Source organism: Lachnoclostridium phytofermentans ISDg, assembly GCF_000018685.1.
Taxonomy (GTDB): Bacteria; Bacillota; Clostridia; order Lachnospirales; family Lachnospiraceae; genus Lachnoclostridium; species Lachnoclostridium phytofermentans.
This window is the reverse complement of the sequence record NC_010001.1, coordinates 1,094,281-1,113,067: the sequence shown is the minus strand read 5'-3', so window position 1 is coordinate 1,113,067 and position 18,787 is coordinate 1,094,281. Positions and strand designations below refer to the sequence as shown.

12 protein-coding genes are annotated in these 18,787 nt (G+C 35.0%); all 12 read right to left on the bottom strand.

What is annotated here, in order from left to right; genetic code table 11:
- Positions 1 to 2: 2 nt before the first annotated feature.
- The 12 genes from CPHY_RS04645 to CPHY_RS04590 all read right to left on the bottom strand — a co-directional run bounded on the left by CPHY_RS04645 (position 3) and on the right by CPHY_RS04590 (position 18,622).
- Positions 3 to 713: a response regulator transcription factor gene (locus CPHY_RS04645; protein ID WP_012198898.1), complete on the bottom strand. Its 711-nt coding sequence runs from the start codon at positions 711 to 713 to the stop codon at positions 3 to 5.
- A gap of 433 nt (positions 714 to 1,146) precedes the next feature.
- Complete coding sequence (locus CPHY_RS04640) at positions 1,147 to 2,295, bottom strand: serine hydrolase domain-containing protein (RefSeq protein ID WP_012198897.1); 1,149 nt, start codon at positions 2,293 to 2,295, stop codon at positions 1,147 to 1,149.
- Between the two features lie 638 nt (positions 2,296 to 2,933).
- Positions 2,934 to 6,026: a hypothetical protein gene (locus CPHY_RS04635; protein WP_012198896.1), complete on the bottom strand. Its 3,093-nt coding sequence runs from the start codon at positions 6,024 to 6,026 to the stop codon at positions 2,934 to 2,936.
- A 50-nt stretch (positions 6,027 to 6,076) separates the two neighbouring features.
- Positions 6,077 to 7,588 carry a response regulator transcription factor gene (locus CPHY_RS04630; protein WP_012198895.1) on the bottom strand — a complete coding sequence of 504 codons (1,512 nt, stop codon included), beginning with the start codon at positions 7,586 to 7,588 and terminating at the stop codon, positions 6,077 to 6,079.
- A gap of 15 nt (positions 7,589 to 7,603) precedes the next feature.
- Positions 7,604 to 9,403, bottom strand: coding sequence for a sensor histidine kinase (locus tag CPHY_RS04625; RefSeq protein ID WP_012198894.1), 1,800 nt, complete (start codon positions 9,401 to 9,403; stop codon positions 7,604 to 7,606).
- A 190-nt stretch (positions 9,404 to 9,593) separates the two neighbouring features.
- The gene (locus tag CPHY_RS04620; protein ID WP_012198893.1) at positions 9,594 to 11,300 is read right to left on the bottom strand and encodes a type 2 periplasmic-binding domain-containing protein; all 1,707 of its coding nucleotides are present in this window, start codon (positions 11,298 to 11,300) and stop codon (positions 9,594 to 9,596) included.
- Between the two features lie 22 nt (positions 11,301 to 11,322).
- On the bottom strand, positions 11,323 to 12,231 hold the full coding sequence (locus tag CPHY_RS04615) for a carbohydrate ABC transporter permease (RefSeq protein WP_012198892.1): 909 nt from the start codon (positions 12,229 to 12,231) through the stop codon (positions 11,323 to 11,325).
- A gap of 11 nt (positions 12,232 to 12,242) precedes the next feature.
- Positions 12,243 to 13,184, bottom strand: a complete 942-nt coding sequence (locus CPHY_RS04610) for an ABC transporter permease (protein WP_012198891.1) — start codon at positions 13,182 to 13,184, stop codon at positions 12,243 to 12,245.
- A gap of 115 nt (positions 13,185 to 13,299) precedes the next feature.
- Positions 13,300 to 13,926, bottom strand: coding sequence for a hypothetical protein (locus tag CPHY_RS04605; protein ID WP_012198890.1), 627 nt, complete (start codon positions 13,924 to 13,926; stop codon positions 13,300 to 13,302).
- 147 nt (positions 13,927 to 14,073) lie between these two features.
- Positions 14,074 to 15,411 (bottom strand): glycoside hydrolase family 30 protein, encoded by a 1,338-nt coding sequence (locus CPHY_RS04600; protein WP_012198889.1) that lies wholly within the window; start codon positions 15,409 to 15,411, stop codon positions 14,074 to 14,076.
- Positions 15,412 to 15,682: 271 nt separating this feature from the next.
- A complete protein-coding gene (locus CPHY_RS21615) occupies positions 15,683 to 15,892 on the bottom strand; it encodes a hypothetical protein (RefSeq protein ID WP_041703196.1) in 210 nt (69 codons plus the stop codon).
- 27 nt (positions 15,893 to 15,919) lie between these two features.
- Complete coding sequence (locus tag CPHY_RS04590; RefSeq protein ID WP_012198888.1) at positions 15,920 to 18,622, bottom strand: GH36-type glycosyl hydrolase domain-containing protein; 2,703 nt, start codon at positions 18,620 to 18,622, stop codon at positions 15,920 to 15,922.
- Between the last annotated feature and the right edge of the window lie 165 nt (positions 18,623 to 18,787).

Genomic DNA, 18,787 nt, shown 5'->3' with positions numbered 1-18,787 from the left:
TTCTAATATTTCTCGATTTTATAGCCAACTCCCCATACAACCTTTAGATATTTTGGTTCTTTAGGATTAATTTCAATTTTTTCTCTAATTCTTCTAACGTGTACCATAATGGTGTCGGTAGTGATTGGTTTTTCATTCCATACTCGCTCATAGATTTCATCCGGTGAGAATACTCTACCTGGATTTTTTATTAAGAGTAGTAAAATCTTAAACTCAATCGGTGTTAACTTCACAGCTCTTCCATCTACAGATACCTCTACCGTATCTTCATTTAATTCCAGTCCCCCTACAACATAATAATTCTCAGGTTCTTTCTCTTCCTTGGAATCTACCGCCTTTAGATATCTCGAATAACGACGGAGATGTGAATTAACTCTAGCCATTAACTCCATTGGCGTGAAGGGTTTTGTCACATAATCATCTGCACCAATATTTAGTCCTGTCACTTTATCAATTTCCTCAGATTTTGCAGATAGCATAATAACAGGAAAATCAAAATTTTCTCTTAACTTCATGGTCATGGTGATACCATCCATAACAGGCATCATAATATCTACAATCGCAAGGTGGATGGTTTCATTTTGCATAATTTCCAACCCCTTTTTACCGTTTTCAGCCTGAAATACGGTGTAGCCTTGATTTCTTAAATAGATTCCTATTCCTTCTAGTATTTCTCTATCATCTTCAACGATTAAAACGTGATATGATTCCATGTTCTATTCCTCCAATTCTAATCTAACGAATTTCTTTCTATCTCATAAAATCTAGCCCCATAACCTTCCACCTCTACCTGCAGATGTGGTACTGTTATACCCTTTCGATTACTCATTAAGCTTATCATACTAGATAAGTCGATAAAACACCTTGTTGTAAAACGAAAGAATTTCTTAATATTTTTAGTATTTTGATTAAAAATTAAGCCAACACATAGCTTTCCTTGCCTTAATAGAAGCTCTTATCTATAGTTTACCAAAGAATTAAGTAAACAATAGAATAACTTAAAAATAAAGGCAAGTAAAACAGTGTTGGCTTTCTATGTATCTCCCTTAAATTTGTGTGAAATAAAGAGTATTTCACACGAATTAATGAAGGAAAGTTTATATTGAGTGTTTTATAAAATGCGATTGTATAAGTTATTAATAGTACTTAGAGGAGCGAACCATAAACAATCTGACGCATCTTTCTCCTTAGGCTTTGGTCAGCTCCATGTAAATTCTGTTGCATATAGATAAGTGTTAATTCCTCTGTTGGATCTACCATAAAATAGGTTCCAGGTAGCCCGTCCCAACCGTATTCTCCAATACTTCCATTGCTACCTGCTAGGCTTTGATCCATCATTATCCGCATCAAGTTACCATAACCATAGCCATACATACTATCAAACCAAATAGATTTTTGTTGATTACTAGTCAATTGATTTTGAGATATAAATTCAATGGTTTTTCTTCCAAGTATTCTTACCCCTTTATAAGTACCATAACTAAGTAGCATTCCAGCAAATTTACTGTAGTCCTCTACTGTGGAATAAAGTCCTGCGCCACCTAATTCATAAGATGGTTTTGAATCTGGGTTTACTACAAAATGATTTGTTAAATCATCTTTGGTTATCTCCACTAAGTTACCATCTGCATCTTTCTTATACATAGGAACAAGTCGTTCTTTTTTATCGTCCTCTAAATAAAACCCGGTATCTTTCATACCAAGTGGTTCAAATATCTCTTTCTTTAAAAAATCTCCATACCTCATACCACTAATAGTTTCCACAATACCGCCTAGTACATCAGCAGATGCGCCATATGCCCATTCCTGACCAGGCTCAAAGGCTAATGGTGCTTGACCTACCAAGTTGGATATTTGTATAGTGGTCGGATGCGTATTATCTTTTTTAAATTGTTCTACAAGCTCTTCAAATTTAGCACCAGCAGGATACAGCTTTTCAGGATACACAATGCCAGATGTCATATTAAGGAGATGTTGTATGGTTACCTCTTTCTTTACAGGTCTCTCCCCCTCTGTATCAAGAACGGTCTGATTACAAAACCCTTTTAGATACTTCGATATCGGATCAAATAAATCAAGTAATCCTCGTTCATACAATATCATGGTTGCGATTGCAGTAACTGGCTTTGTCATAGAAAAGATACGGTAGATGGAATCACATTGATCCGTACCAAAGGAATGTTGAAACACTCTCTCATTTTTGTGTTGTACTAAGAGGGAACACCCTTTTAGCTTACCACTTGAAACTTCACTTTCCAAAATTTCTGTCAATTGCTCTAAACACTTAGTATTCATATGACCTCCCTATCATGCGGCTTTTCGCATAGTTGAAGTTTTCTTGAGGATTTAAAGTAAACTTGTGCTCGACTTTTTTCAAAAATGCAGAAAAAGGTATATTTTAAAATGCTATCTCCTCGGGGGAAGGGTTTGTTAAATTCACCCATACATTTTCTTCAAAGTCTTCTAACTGCTTTAACGTACCTTCCATGGTTTTATAAATTTGAAGCAACGTTTATGCCCCCTTTCAAATCTTTTCGTTAGAATTGCAGCACATAAAGCATAAAATGCGCTTTTTATCGAAACTTGCAGCGCAAAATTCCGATAAACTATATTATAAATAATTTAGGGGAAATTACAAGTTAAAGCTTCGTTATGTATGCTTTTTTGAATTTTAAAGGAATGTTGCAATATATGAATTAATGAATTCACATAGAATATCACCATATTTAAAAGTATAAACCAAACTACACAACAATATAAGAAAAATAGGACAACAAAAAAGGTATACCTAACCCCTTTTTGTTATCCTATTTCATTTTATTCATGGCAAAGAAAAGTCCGTGATTTACTTTTTCTTGTTTCATTCGATTGGGTTAGCTAATTATACTATGAATTAAGTACAAATTATTAACCTACTCCCTGTACATGCTCTTCTATCGAATAGAAACGCAGATGCTTTTTACTCTTCCTTCTCTAACATCAAACGATTCTTTGCTTGGAAGCTTGGAATCTAAAATCTGTGCTGTTTCACCACTTTGATACTGTAAGGTATAGCTTTCTACTTGATAAGTTCCAGGTATTAATGCTTTCTTCTTTGATAGCTTATAACTTATTGGTATCGTACCAAGAAGTGTTGCCTCTACTACACCATCTTCACCAATTAAATACTCCGGAAGGATTGGTTCTAATGCCAGATGAAGTTCATCCTGCTCAAAGCGAAATGGCTTATGGCCAAACATCATGATCTGCCACATATGAATAAATTCAGCGGTTGAACCACTAAGTCTTGCTACAAATCCCTTCCCGTGAATCTTTTCATCCGGATTTGCACTACTTGCCAAGAAAGAAGAATTCTCTAAGATACTTCTTCCATACATCTTTTCATCAAGAAAAGGAATTAGCCCATTCTTAAAATCTTCAAAATATTCTTCATATAGTCCAGATTTTAATAACTCTAAGTAGTATTTATATTCCATATGAAGCCAGATAGATTCATTTTCAAGCCAACCCGGTGTAAATGCGGTGGAACGACCTATTTCAAACGATGCTGTATGTAGTGATTCATTCACCTTATACATCTTAAGCTTACGATCATACAGATTACTCGATTTTACAACATTATATAAAGCCTTCTTTTCCTCTTTGCTATGTTCTAACTTTAAAAAACGTACTGGACCTTCTAAGAAATAAGGCATAGTAATAAGTTCAAACGCTTTGACGAATATTCCATCCTCCGTCTTTTCATACTCTTTTACCTTATAGTAAAAATATGTAGGACAGATTCCTTTTCCAAGTTCTACTGCTTTCTTTATACCATTCTTTACTGTGAAAGACCAAGAAGTAAGCATAGCTCTGATATCTTCTACCGATAAAATCTCTTTTGTACCCTCAACACCTAATTTCGTTTTTTCTCTATAGTCTTCCTTGATATTATTCTTTAAATTCCATACCTCCATGGAAGTGATATCTCTACTTGATACTTCATAAAGTTTTTCCATCAGTTCTTTTATTTCCAAAGCTACTGGAATATTATTAGGGTAACGTTTCACAATATTTAAAACAAACGAAATCATTCTTTCCAGTTCTATTGTCTCACACATAGAAGAACCAAAGATTCCCGGCAAACCATTTAGGGCATCATACCATCCAGGTTTCCCTGCTTCCATCTCAATTCCCATTCCTTCACTATCAAGGGTCGCAAATTTTATAGAGACTAATAATAGAAGTTTTTCAATTAAGGAGGTTTCATACACAGGTCCTTTTCCATATTCGCAACGTAATTGCTTATGCTCCACATCTTTTTTACTTAACTTATCTAATGATTGATATTGGCGAAGTCCATTTTTAGTCTCCACATAACGGTTTTGTCTTCTTTTTACGATTGCCTTCGATTCAAAATATGTATAGGTATTATCTTTATAAAATAACTCTTCTTCCCTTTCTGGGTAGATTAAAAGGTAAGCTTCTATCAAATCCAAATTATAAGTCCAATGATCTACCCAGTATCCTTCTCCAAAGGAAGCTGCGATTTCATTTTCGGATAACTCCATTACAAACGCTAAAGTATCCTCTAGCGTTTTCCTATCTGAACAACCATGTTGTTCTAGAAATCCTAAGAAACTTCCCGGAGTAAAAGAGTTTTGAAAGAAGTTGTAACCATTTTCCTTTTCCTTCATTGGTAGCATTGAGATGGCCTCTTCTATTTTATCAATTGGAACATAAAACGTAGCTTTTTGTACAGCAAGTGGATTATAACCATCCATTTGAATTAGGTTATAAAAGGTTTTAATACACTCTTTTTCAACATACGGTGAAAACAACACATCACAACGTCTGTTTTGGTTAACATCCCTAAAATTTGCATTTCCTTGTGAATAGTACTCAGGTAGCATACTAAAGAAGTTATAGTCTCTCTCGATATCTCCATGTTTTCTAGAATAAAGATAAAATATTTTATCCTTTCCTAACTTGATTGGATAACCACCACGTAAGATATTATCTAGGTATGTTTGTTTACAATAGGCATCAAACGCAGGCGATGCAGTTTTTGTCTCAATTCCCTTACAAAGTTCGTCTGTTAAGGAGATTGCCTCTTCGTATTTCTTTTTAAAATATCCTTTTGTCTCACAGCGAGCAGCAAAATCTCTAACTATCTTAATACTCTGAGCTTGCCCAATTACTTCGTGAATTGTAAATTCTTCTCCCTGCATTAATAATTTCTGCTTTGCAAAAAAGCTACAAGGAAGATTATTTGTTACTACCTGGTTCTTCCCAAGCAAATCATTTAATTCTCCCTCTCGAAAGCCAATTGCATTCGTAAGAGAAGTATCGTAATCAAAAACTACATAGGGATCAACCAGTACCGGTAAAAACTCTTCGCCATCATAAGCAAAGGAAAAATGACCTCCAATTACTTCCTGTACACAGGCGGAATCCTCCATACTGGCTCTCACTTTAAAAAATGGTAAACGCTCTGATAAATTCTCAACCTGCATCCATGCTTTGGTTGTCTGCCCCATCTCTTTCATAGAATTAAGACTTACTCCATAAGGAATTAGAGAAGGCATTCCATCTAGTAATTCCACCATATGCTCCGTATTACCAATGTTCTTAACAGTCACTTTTCGAACTAATCCACCTAGAGCAACATTTGGAAGAGTAAAGTAGGTAACAGTAACACATATCTTATCATCAATTCTATCCTCTAATACTAATTCATTCATTCCGATGTACATCGCATGTTCTCGTTCCGCATCAGAGAATGCTTCTGTATAGGAGTGGTCAATCTTTAAAAATGTACGAAATCCATTGGTTTTCGTCATCTGATAAGCCTGATGAGCAGGATAAAATTCCATAATGGAATGATCCTTATCTAGAACTCCAAAACTTGTAACCGCCTGTCCCCGGTTCACATAAAAACACCAAATTGGAATTCCGTATTTCCCGCTAATTCCAGGTAAGAAACTTGCAAAAGTACTCTCTTTCAAGTAATTTTTTATGACAAATCTTCCTTTGTTGTCAAACATATTTTCTCCTCCAATCTTGTATATCCGAGGTTCTTGCTAATTTTAAGCCGTTAATGCACCGGTTTTGCTTTCCCCACATAAGAGTTTTTTCGAAATTCCGATGGGGACACTCCACAGTGATTCTTGAATATCTTCATGAAATGTTTTTCATTTTCATATCCGACTTCATTACTGATTTCCACTATTTTTTTCTCAGTCTTCTCTAGCAATTCTTTCGCTTTTGCAATCCGAAGATCCTTTAAATATTGGACAAAATAAGTTCCTGTATATTGTTTAAAAGTAAAAGAAAATAAAGAATAATTCATTGATATGTAATTAGATACCACTGCCATATTTAAATCTTTATTATAATTTTCCTTAATATAAATCAAAGCTGTTTGAATCTTCTGCTTATTCTTAAAATCAGAAAATTCAGATAGAATTCTTTCATGAAGTTCAACCAGCCACTCCATTAAATTTTCTAAATATTTTGAGCCTGAATCATATTCATAGATACTTTTATGATGTAGAACTCTGGTATCGCTAAAATCTATAACGCTTTGGTAATTATCCTCAATTCCTTTGACAAAACATTGCATCGTATGCTCAAAGTCTTCCGGTGCAATCTTTCCACATTTCACATTGTAGTAAAGATTCTTGATGAATTTATCATTTTGTTCCCACTTGCTTGTTCCAAACAATTGAACATATTGGTCAATCTCATTTTGTGTCAGTTCAATAACTGAATCTCTAGAAGAATTAGTTTCATTTTCTTCTCTCTGCTTTTCCTTCTCCTTAATCTTAATTAGATTATTACTACAATCTTTATAGTCAATCTGGTGACTCTCCTGATAAAAGGATTGCTTTCTTGCACATAATGCTTCTTTGAAAGCAATCTTTAATTCTTCAAATTGTGCATGTTCTTCGCTAAATCCGACATAATCTTCACAAAAAACTTTTTGTACAAGCTGCTTTTGCGAGACCCTCATTATATAGATATTCTGATGTTGCATCTTCGTTAATCCTAAAATATTCGTTTCCTCTAGCCAATCTTCTCTCCATATATTCGTACAGCATAAAAGATATTTTTCATTTTGTAAGAATTCTTCAAAGGTTACCTTACAACTATCTAAACTTGCTTCTCCTAACATGCAATAACGTAACTGCTGCTGCCATACAAGATTCCTTTTTTCTGCTTCTTCCTTCTCTTCACACAGTTCCTTTTCTAATTTTATTAACACATCGAATATTTTTTCACGCTCAATTGGTTTTAATAAATAATCCTTAGCTCCGCAACGCAGTAATTCAACTGCATAATTAAAATCATCATACCCGCTAATTACGACTATTTTAGGTATATGAGGTAAAACTTGAATTTCTTTTACTAAAGTTATTCCATCTTTTCCGGGCATGCGAATATCAGTAATCATGACATCGATTACCTCATTTTTTACTACTTCATATGCTTCTTCCCCATTTTTACATTCTAAAATTTCTTCGATTGGAACAGGTGCACGCATTGCGATACTTTTTATGCCCTGCCTGATCATTTTTTCATCCTCTACAATCAAAAGCTTCTTCATGGAATTCCCTCCTCCCTATGATAGGATCAATGGTATCTTAACGATAACCTTTGTATAACAGTCCTTCCTTGATGCTACGCTGATTCCGTATGGTTCTCCAAAACTGATTTTGATACGATCTTGTACATTCTTTAGCCCTATCCCATTCCCGGAACTTCCACTAGTTTCAATCTCTCCAGAAATTTTACGCTGAAGTTTTCTTACTTCTTCCTCTGTCATTCCCTTGCCTGAGTCCGTAATTTCTATCGTACAATAATCCTCAAATAGGATGCCCTTCATATAGATACTCGTATCCTCCGCAATTTCTTCAATTCCATGGTAGATTGCATTCTCAATAATTGGTTGTAATGACATCTTTGGTATCTCTTGACTCCAAATGATATCTGGCATATTGATACTTAAATAGATTTCATAATCAAACCGAAGATTTATGAGCGCCAAATAATTTTTTATATAGTCAACTTCTTCTCTTACCGTTACATTCTTTGATACCCATTTCATACTATATCGTAGTAACTTTCCAAGTGAGGTAACTGCATCTGAAATATCATATCGTTCTTCTATCTCAGCCATCATTTTAATCGATTCCAATACGTTATAGATAAAATGAGCATTGATTTGATTTTGTAGTGCTCTAATCTCACTGTCTTTTACTAAAAGTTCTCTTTTTAATTGCCCCTCCATCAAATCGGTTATGGTGTCCATCATATCATTAATTTGACCGCTTAATTGTCCTATTTCGTTCGAGGAGCAGACTGGAACTCGTATCGCTAAATCACCTTCTTTTACCTTCGTAACGGTATGAATTACCCGATAAAAATCGCGAAGTACCAATTTAACCAAGAAGTTCGCTGCAACGATTAAAATTGCTACAGCTCCAGAAAAACCAACGAGAAATACATTTCTTTTGTCATTGATATCCCTGAATGCCTTTTTTAAAGATACAATCTTTAGCAGATGACCATTAAACTGTTCTAACGGTATGTACCCAACTACGACTGGTTCTTTATCAAGATACATATTGTGATAATAAGACTCCTTGGTATCCTTTTGGATTGTTTTAAATACACCCTCCGCAAATTCTAACCACTTTTGATTTGAGTCCCCTTCTCCATAAAAGTAAGTTCCATGTTCATCTACAAAGCAAGTCCATTGTTCTTCGTTCGCTTCATATATATCCGGAAATATAACATCCATCTTCGTTGCAACTTCAATCAGGGCATCTACTTTTTTCTTGGTAGCTATAACACGTGTTGTAAGTGATACGATATGTTTTGAGGGTTTTAATACATAGTAAGGAAAAATAGTGCCATCATAATCAAAATTCCAGAAAATCTTTCGCGTATCATTTTCATCATACCAATCGAAAACCTCAAGTCGATCCATATAATAAAGAACCGGCATCATTTCCGGTACTTTTTTAGTTCCAATGTAGATTCTTATCTGATAAAGATATGGGTTACTGTTTACCAGTCGTTCAATATTCCGAACATCGTTCTTTGAGAATTTTATGATTTCATTCTTGTCGACATCTTCGGAATTCTGAAACTCTATTAATTTATCCCAAAAGCCTTCGCTGTTTAAGATAACCTGTGTTGACATATGACATAGCTCCACATTTTTTTGAATATGGTTATAACTTTGATTAATGCTGATTTCAACATTTTTAACTTTTTCTTTTATGACAGATTCCCTCATATTTTGAAAAAGAAGGACAGATAAAATAACCATAGGAATTACTATGGTTCCAATAATTAATATAGTTATTTTATGATTTAATTTCATAGCTGAAAAAAGCTTTCTTAGTTTTCTCATAGCAACACCTATTCCTGCACTTTAGCTTGTGCATGTTATGTTTATGTAAAAATTCGGCCCCATAAAAAAGTGTGACATACAGTCACTAGCTAAAACTTGATATAGGAAAAACAACCTGTAGTTATTTCTTAAAACAGGCTGTTTTTCCTTACACTATATCAAATAATTTGATAAAAATATTTTACTCTAATTAGTTAACTCCTAATTTCACTTTTGCTTCCTTCATCATCTCAGTCTTCGTTGCTAGAACTTTATCAAAACCGAAATCTTTTTTCTTCTGAATAAATGCATTCCAGATAGTATCAAAGTCTGCTTCTGTCTTCGCTAATAATAGTCGAGGTAATACAACACCCCATTCATTATCTACATTACTCTGAATATCGAATTCATCAGAATCTGCTGCTAAGCTAACATCATACTGGGATACTGATATAACATATGGGAAGGTCCAGCGTTCCATCTGTCCTAGAGGTTCTGGTGTTTCCACCGCCCATTTTAATGACATTGCATTGTCTTGGAACATCCAGTAACAGGAATCTGCACCATACTGTTTATCGTAAGCACTACGATCAGTTGTTAAAATTTCTTTCACTTCTGGTTTCATTGTTTCTTTACCATTTACATAATCCCAAGTAACACCTTCTACACCTAACCAAGTCATATGCTGCCCATGCTCACTCATTAAGTAAGAGCATAATTGGATCGCACGATCTGGACGCTGACACTTCTTAGATATCATAGTTACACACCAACCATTGATACCGGTTCCTGGTAAGGTGTAAGCATCTCCTTTGGAATTCTTTGGTCCATCGATTGCGATATAAATACTGTTTGGATCATTCTTGTATAATACCTTCTCTTGATCTGCTAAATCAGTTCTCTGATATAACATACAGAAGTAACGTCCCTGAGCAATCTTTTCTTCCATTTGAGCTCTCTTGTCAACGAAGATATCTTCTTTTAGATATCCTTCTGCACCTAATTCGCGAAAAGCTTTTAACCAACGAACTAATTCAGGATCGCTATATCTATCGTAGTACTTACCATCTTTTTCATAAGGGGTTGCCAAGAAGTTAGATAAATACAGGTCAAAAGAATTATTACCAGTTGAAATAAATTCATGTGCACCTACTGGAATGATTGGCTGTCCATTCACTTCTGGGTACTTAGCCGCTGCTGCTTTTACTGCTGCAATAAAACCTTCCGGTGTTGTCATATCTGGACTTCCAATTGCTTCATACATATCCTTTCTTACAAGGAAGGTCTGATTGGAAGAGATGTTATCATATTTTTCATAATCTTGTGGAGAGAAAGAAGAGTTTGGATATCCGTAAACGTGTCCATCTTCTTTTGTAAACCAGCCAACACGACCTTTATCTGCTACTTCAAACCAGTATGGGTCATACTTCGTTGCTAGTTCGTCTAAAGCATAAACCATTCCATCTTCGATCATCTGATTTACTTGGCCTTCCCACCAACCAATCGTTAATAAATCTGGTAAAGAATCTGATGCAATCAAAGAATTTAGTTTCTCAGCTTCGTTACCTGCTGGAACGACAAAATTAATGTTACAGCCAGTTTCTTCTGTAATCGTCTTGGATATTAAGTTCTCACCCCAAGGAGTAGTAAACCAAGAAAAGTTTATGTACCATGTTAAATCAACCTTATCGGATGCGTTTGTCTGCCAACCAGGAACTACTTCTCCCTGATTGTTATTATCCTTTGTTCCTTCTTTCGTTCCTTCTTTCGTTCCATCTGTAGGTACTACTGCTTTTGTTGGTCCCGTTGTAGCCCCTACTGTTGTATCGGTTGTTTTCCCTTTACCGCAAGCAGCGAGAGAAAACAGCATGATGAAACAAAGTAGAAGCGCAATACATTTTTTGCTACCCATTTTCATTGAAAAATCCTCCCTTTATATTTTATTCCTTAACTGCACCTATCATCATTCCTTTTATAAAATATTTTTGAAGGAATGGATAAACACAGCATATAGGCAATGTTGTGATAACCATGGCAGCCAATTTTATCGCGGTTGAAGTACTGTCCTTCGCACTGATATTAGAGGCTGAGATTGAACTCGCCATCTGCGATGACTGTACCTGTGCTACCAGTCGATAAAGATATGTCTGAATTGGTTCTAAGGAACGGTTATCTGTAATATACATTAATCCTCCAAAGTAATCATTCCATTGTCCAACTCCTGCAAACAAAGCAATGGTTGCTAATACAGGTTTTGATAACGGAAGAATTACCTTACGAAAGATAGTAAAATCATTGGCGCCGTCAATTTTTGCAGATTCCTCTAAAGCATCTGGAATCTCTCGAAAGAAGTTAATCATTATGAGTAGATTAAAAAAGTTAAACGCTGCTGGAATAACATAAACCCAGAAATTATTTAATAATCCAAGCCCCTTGAATAGAAGGAACGTTGGTATTAAGCCTCCGGAGAAGAACATCGTAATTGTTCCGATTGCCATGTAAAACTTTCTTCCAATCAGATATTTTTTTGAAAGAGGATAAGCTACCATAGCAGTAAATAGTACATTGACTGTGGTACCAATTAAAGTCTTTGCAATTGTTATCTTAAATGCTTGCAATACACTGTTGTCACTGAACACTGTCTTATAATTTTGTAAGGAGAACTGTCTTGGCCACCAATAGATGCCTCCCATTAATGCATCATTTGCATCATTAAAGGAATTAACAATGACATACCAAATAGGATAGATGCATACAAAGCAGATAAAAAGCATTAATATCGTATTTAGGATATCGAAGATTAAAGTTCCTTTGGATCGTTTGATTTTAGATGATACGCTTCTTTTCATGCTGCAACCTCCTAGTATAATGACCTGCCAAGCAGTCTCTTGCTGGAAAAGTTCGCAATTAATAAAAGAAATAAAGCGATAACTGACTTAAACAGGCTAACTGCTGTTGCATACGAATATTTGCCAAGTGACATACCAACTTGATATACATAAGTATCGATTACTTGACTTCTGGAAATATTAATCTGATTTTTTAGTATCATAATCTGATCAAAATTAGCATTTAATAATCCAGAAACCTGTAAAATCAACATGATGGCAATGGTTCCTTTAATCGAAGGCAATGTAATCTTAAATATCTTTTGTATCTTCGTTGCTCCATCTACCGTTGCAGCTTCATAGAGCTGTTGATCTACCGAAGAAATGGCAGCTAAATATATGATTGCTGACCATCCTAGCTCCTTCCAACTATCCGAGACTAACGCTACTCCCCAAAAATATTTTGGATCACCAAGATAGGAAACTGGTCCACTTGTAATATGTAATGCCTGAAATAATACATTTATAACACCTGTACTATTTAGCCAAGTTGTCAAAATTCCGCCGAGTACAACCCATGATAAAAAGTGTGGTAAATAAGAAATAGTTTGAGTTATTTTCTTAAATTTAAGATTTCTTATTTCATTAATTAATAAAGCAAAGATGATTGGGAGCGGAAATCCTATAATTAATTTTAATAAACTAATTCCAAGTGTATTTACCATAATGTTACTAAAATTGGAATCCTGAAAGAATTCCTCGAAATATTTCAACCCCACCCAAGGTGCTTCTGCAATAGATTTCGTTATTTTAAATTTTTTAAAAGCGATTATGATACCACCCATAGGAATATAATTGAAGATTAACATCCATATAATTCCCGGGATAACCATAAGCTGAAGATATTTCTGATTCATTAATCTACGCATGGTTACCGATTTTTTTCTTTTCTCTTGTACACTCTTCTCTGTCATGGTCAGTCCTCCGTTTCTTGTTTATCTTTATTATAAAGACCATCGACTTTGTTTATAAGGAACCGTATTTTGAAAAGGTGTCATTTTTTTAGTCTGAGCACTTTTATATTCGCTATTACCCTGGTATCGAAGGATTTGTTATATCTACTTTTTCCCAAATACTATTATTTACCTTCACTTGATACTCTTTTTTTAGCTCTTCAAATTTTTCTTCAAAGCGTAGCTTCGCTTCTTTCTCATCTGCTGATAGGGTAAGAAGATAGTCCTCATAATATTTTGTTGAAAGCGATATCTTCCTTTGTATTTTTTCTATTAACTCGTTCGTTAAACCTAAAGATTTTAACTCCTCTTCTGGTATTGTTTTTTCAATATCCTCTGCCTGAGCTTCACTTACTGATAGTTCTTCTTCTGTTAAGGAATAATCTTTATTTTCCGCCATCTCGTAAAGAATTTCATATTTGATTGCATTATCTAATGCATATTGTTTCATCTGATCTGCCATTGTTACAGAGGGCTCATATTCTTTCGTCCAAAAATCTTTCTCTCCTAAAAATGAGGCATAGAGTTCTCCTTGCATCTTAGCAAGGAGAACATGATACATCATTTCATCTAATGTTATGGTTGTTTCTCCCACAGAAACTACAGTTGAATCAGCTGTAAGGGATATAGTTTTGCTACAACTGCTAAGGGCAAATAGGAGACAACTAAGTAGAAGGACTATTAACTTTTTGTAATGATTCATTTTCAAAACCTTGCCTTTCCTTAATCTGCAAACATAGGGCTTTCTTACACTCCATCCACATCAGACACTTTACCATAAGATCTTTTATAAACTCCAAAGTTATCAAATCGGAAATTCGCAATCCAATACTTCCCTGATGAGGTTAAATTACTCTTCTGAACAAATCACTGAAACAATACTATGAGAATTCACCTTAATTTCCTGACCAATTCCATTCTCCTTTAGTACTACTGTTACCTCTTTCTCTGATTTATTAAGTAAAACAACAACCCGTTCTTTATTTGGATTAATAAATGCTGCTACCTCTACTAAATCCGAATACTTAGTATAAGCAATACGTTTAGCACCAGGCATAATGTATTTACTAAAGTGACCTATGTAATAGTAAGAAAGATTAAACTGTATACTATCCTCCTCTGCATTGCACATGATTGGAGCTTGACAGAAGTTTCCTACATGATTTGGTCCACCTTTATCATCAAGTAATAGATTCCAGTCCATATATCCATGCATCCCATGATTTAGGTTACCTAAGATATCATGAGCATACATTTCTGCCTTCCAAACCTCGGAGGAATCAAAAAATCTTCCATACTCAACACAACCTTCTGTGAATAATAGTTCTTGTTCTGGAAAATGTTCTCTTACTAAATCAAGAGCTTCAAAATGATCCCCGGTATACCAATGAAACGCAACTCCGCTTATATATTCTCTTGCATTTTTATCAGAAAGGATTACCTTTGCACGCTCATACAATAGTTCTTTGTTGTGGTCCCAAACATAGATTTTTACGTCACTTAAACCTTCTTCTGCTAAGATTGGTCCCAGATAATCTCTGACAAATTCCATTTCCTGCGTTGCGCTGTAGCGGCAGGAATCCCAAACCTGAGTTGCTTCCGGTTCATTTTGTACAGTAAGCATGGAAATCGTAATTCCATCTTTTTTACAGTCCTTTATATAAGCTGCTATGTATTTTGCCCAATCTCTTTTATATTCCTCTTTTAATTCCCCGCCATGATTCATATCGAGGTTTGTCTTCATAAACGAAGGAGGCGACCAAGGGGATGCTAGGAAAGTAATATTGTCTTCACTAAGTTCGATTGCAGCTTTTATCATTGGGACAATGTATTCTCTGTCTCGATCACGGTTAAACTTTTGATTGATGTCCTCATCTTCTTCAAGATAAGAATAGTTAGAAAGTGAAAAATCACAGCTATTGATATGAGTTCTTCCTAAGGTATAATGAATTCCATCCTTACCAAAATAAGCATTCAGAACAATGTTTTTCTTTTCTTTGCTAAGCTTTGAAAAATTATAGCCGGAAGACTCCGTAAAAGCGCCGCCAAATCCTCGAATGGTCTGGTAGGTCAATTCTGGATATATGGCAACAACTTGATTACATCCTACTTCAGTTGCAATGAATCTCTCTGATTCTAGTAAAAATAGATTCTTATGATAATCTGTAGTTACTGTCCTAATTCTCATACCTACATATCTCCTTCTCTTCGATGTTATGAATAATTGTTTTTAATTTTCTTAATAGCGAAATAAAGAAAAGGGTATTTGTAACGTAACTATTTATAAAGTCTACAATTTACAAACCCCTTTATATCATAACGAAAATCACACCTCTGTATCATATCTTTATTTCTAATATGGTGTCATTTTTTTAGTTAATAAGTTTAAATATTTAGGTAAATGAATTTTAATGTGCAGAAACTGGAACTATTAAATTTTTAGTATAATGTTACAAATATTATATCATATCTTCGATGTTTATAGTGATTTTTTCAGGATATTTTCGTAAATGCAAGTCAATCACTTTTATGCGTTCTTTTTCATGACATTCTTTTTCATAGCATTCTTTTTCTTTGCATTCTTTTTCTATACATTCTTTTTCATAGCATTCTTTTTCTATGCATTCTTTTACTATGCATTCTTTTTCATAGCATTCTTTTCTATGCATTCTTTTTCATAGTGTTACTCTCACCCACTAACATAATACGACCGTAATTAAGTGCATTTGATTATTGGAAAGTTTAAGTATATCGCTTCGTCTTATACATCTTAAATCCTTTGACTCGTAAACCATTCCATCTAGTATAATCTTAGAAACTTGATACTCTGATACTTCTAATCTCTTACTGTTTTGATAGGTAACTTCAAAGGATTTCTCTGCAAATATAAATTCAACCTTTGCTGTTCCATCCTGCCTAAATTGCTCTAATAATAGCTTTGGTTCAAAGTATAAATCACCATATCTTCCTTTGATACCAAACATTTCTGTAAGTACCGTGAGTAATAGCCAGCTTGCTGAGCCTGTCAGATAATGATATAGTGCACGACCATTTTCTGCGATATATTCTGGAATTCCAGGATATATTCTACTTACAGAGAAATCATTACAATGACGGAATAAACTATCTATCACATGATATCCCTCTTTTATGAAACCTCTTTGATATAAAGCGTTGGCATACATGATTGCCATATGACAAAATACCGCTCCATTTTCTTTTTGTCCATAAGCAAACCCAAACATTCTACCTAAATCAAGTTTCACTTCGTTAAAGTCAGTATTTAATCGATAGCCTCCCATCTTTTCTTCATATAGATAGTGGTCTGCTGCACGAATTACATCTTTTACTTGCTCCTTTGTTGCAACCCCAGACATAATCGTAAAAACTTGACTAGTTAGTATCATACGTACTCCCTGTGCAAAATCACCTTCTACTCTCTGCCCATGATTATCATAATAACCATTAAACCAATGAAATCCCTCTGCATTGGTTAACCATTCTTCGTTACGAATGTGATCTTTTATCCATTCAGACTTATTCTTTAAATTACGAACTAAGTTGGTTACGAATACCTCTACTTTTTGTCCACTCACACTCTCCTTCACTTGTTTACAATACGTATAAAGAATATCCTTTTTACGCTCTATATCGTTAAAGCAAGTAATATCCTCTGTTAATAAAATTTGCATTTCTTTTGCTAGTAATACACTTGTAACTCCATGTTCCTCAAGCTTTTCTAAAAGCTCGGCTAGTGTCATAAGATTTAACGCATAGGCAGCTGTGAATGCCACACTTTCTCCACGTTCCTTTGCCATATCAAGCGCGTCATTCCAATCCGCACCACGTAAACGGATGTGATTGTGTTCACCAACATCGTAAAATGCCGTTAAATTTTGCAGTAATAGGTGTTCTAATATTGTTCCTTGGTATTGTTCCCCCTGAATGGTCTTAACTCTTTTTCCAAGACCTTCGTCATATTTTGTATCCTTTTCTTCTCCTCTTACCGCCTGCATATCCTTAAAGTAGGTTATTTCCTCTAATAAGAAACGAATATCTCCACTATGATTTATGTACAAATTGGTCGTTAGTAAAGGCCAAACCCCATGGTCCATCCAGACCCTTGTAATATTATTACGGTCTGCTATAAACTCTCCCTGTTTAGTCCCTATGATAGTAGCATTCGTACCATCCATACGTATTCCTGAGAAATTATCATGTAACATACCTCGGACTCCGGAAGGGTTCATCATAAGTAGTGCTAAGCAGTCCTGCCAAAGATCACGCCATCCTCTCCCGCCTTTTCCGTAGTCGTGATGTGGTAGAAAGGAACAACCATAGATTCTTCGAAGCATCGGTTGAAAATTAACCCAGTACATAAAATAATCAAATTCCTGATTTCCTGTACGATAATGAATATTAATCTTTTGATTCCAATAATTTTTTGTATATTGAACTTCATCATCAAAAGCCTTATCTGATAGAAGGAACTTCTTAGCCTCCTTTTTAAAATCCTCCTCGGTGTTACCATATCCCATCGCAATGGTATAAGAGGCTTCTTCTCCACCCTTTAAGGTTACATTCTCAAATACAAGTCCACCAAGTGCTTCATACCCTGCAACGGATTCACCTGCTGCCATCGGTATTAAATTCTTTGAATAAAAAGCTCTTGGTTGTTCTAGGCTTCCACCTTCTCCAATAAATCCTTCCACGGTAGGATAAAAAGATACAGGAGGATTAGCCCCTCTGGCAGTACCTAATACTCCATAAATCACCTCATTTTTCTTATGCCCACGCTCATCAAATGTAAGCGTAGGATTCACTATCACACCATAGTCTGTAGTATGAATCCGGTGTAATAACGAAGTAACATGACGATGGTCTCTATAGTTATCTGCAGATCGTGCATATAATGGAATCGCTGCTATTGGTGTAAATGTTACACTATCAACACCAATGTTCTCTATCGTTACCTTCATAAGTTCAACTGTTTCTCCTGATGCAGGCACTATCGATAGCACTTTCGCTTTTAGTCCATAAACCGCAGAAATTCTCTCAACCTCTTGCCACATAATGCCTGCTCTTAAATAGGTTTTCTCTTTCTCTTCTTTATATAGGTTCGCCTGTTGATTGCTTGAATTACCAACCACAGACCAAGGATTTTTCCCTTCCATGATACACCAGAAATTTCTTGATGCTTTACTATTATGTAATTCCTCTACACTTACGGGTGCTAAAAGATAAGTATTCTGTCCCATCTTATTATCTCCATGAAGGGATGGTGTAACAGATGCCATTACTCCGTTTTCATTCGCAATCGGAAAGTAGAGGTAACTTGTTAATTCTGGATCTTCTAGAATAAAATCTGCAGATTCATTTAAGTAATGATATTGTCTCATTTTGCTCTCTCCTCCAAGATATCTGTTATTCTAAATCGAAACATACTTTTGTTGGTATCGTCCCCTTGTATCTATTATAAAGTTCTTTCTAGAAATAAAAATCCAACAATTTTATTATTTGGTGTAATATTTTTAGTTTTTGGAGTAATATTTTTCTTTTCAATG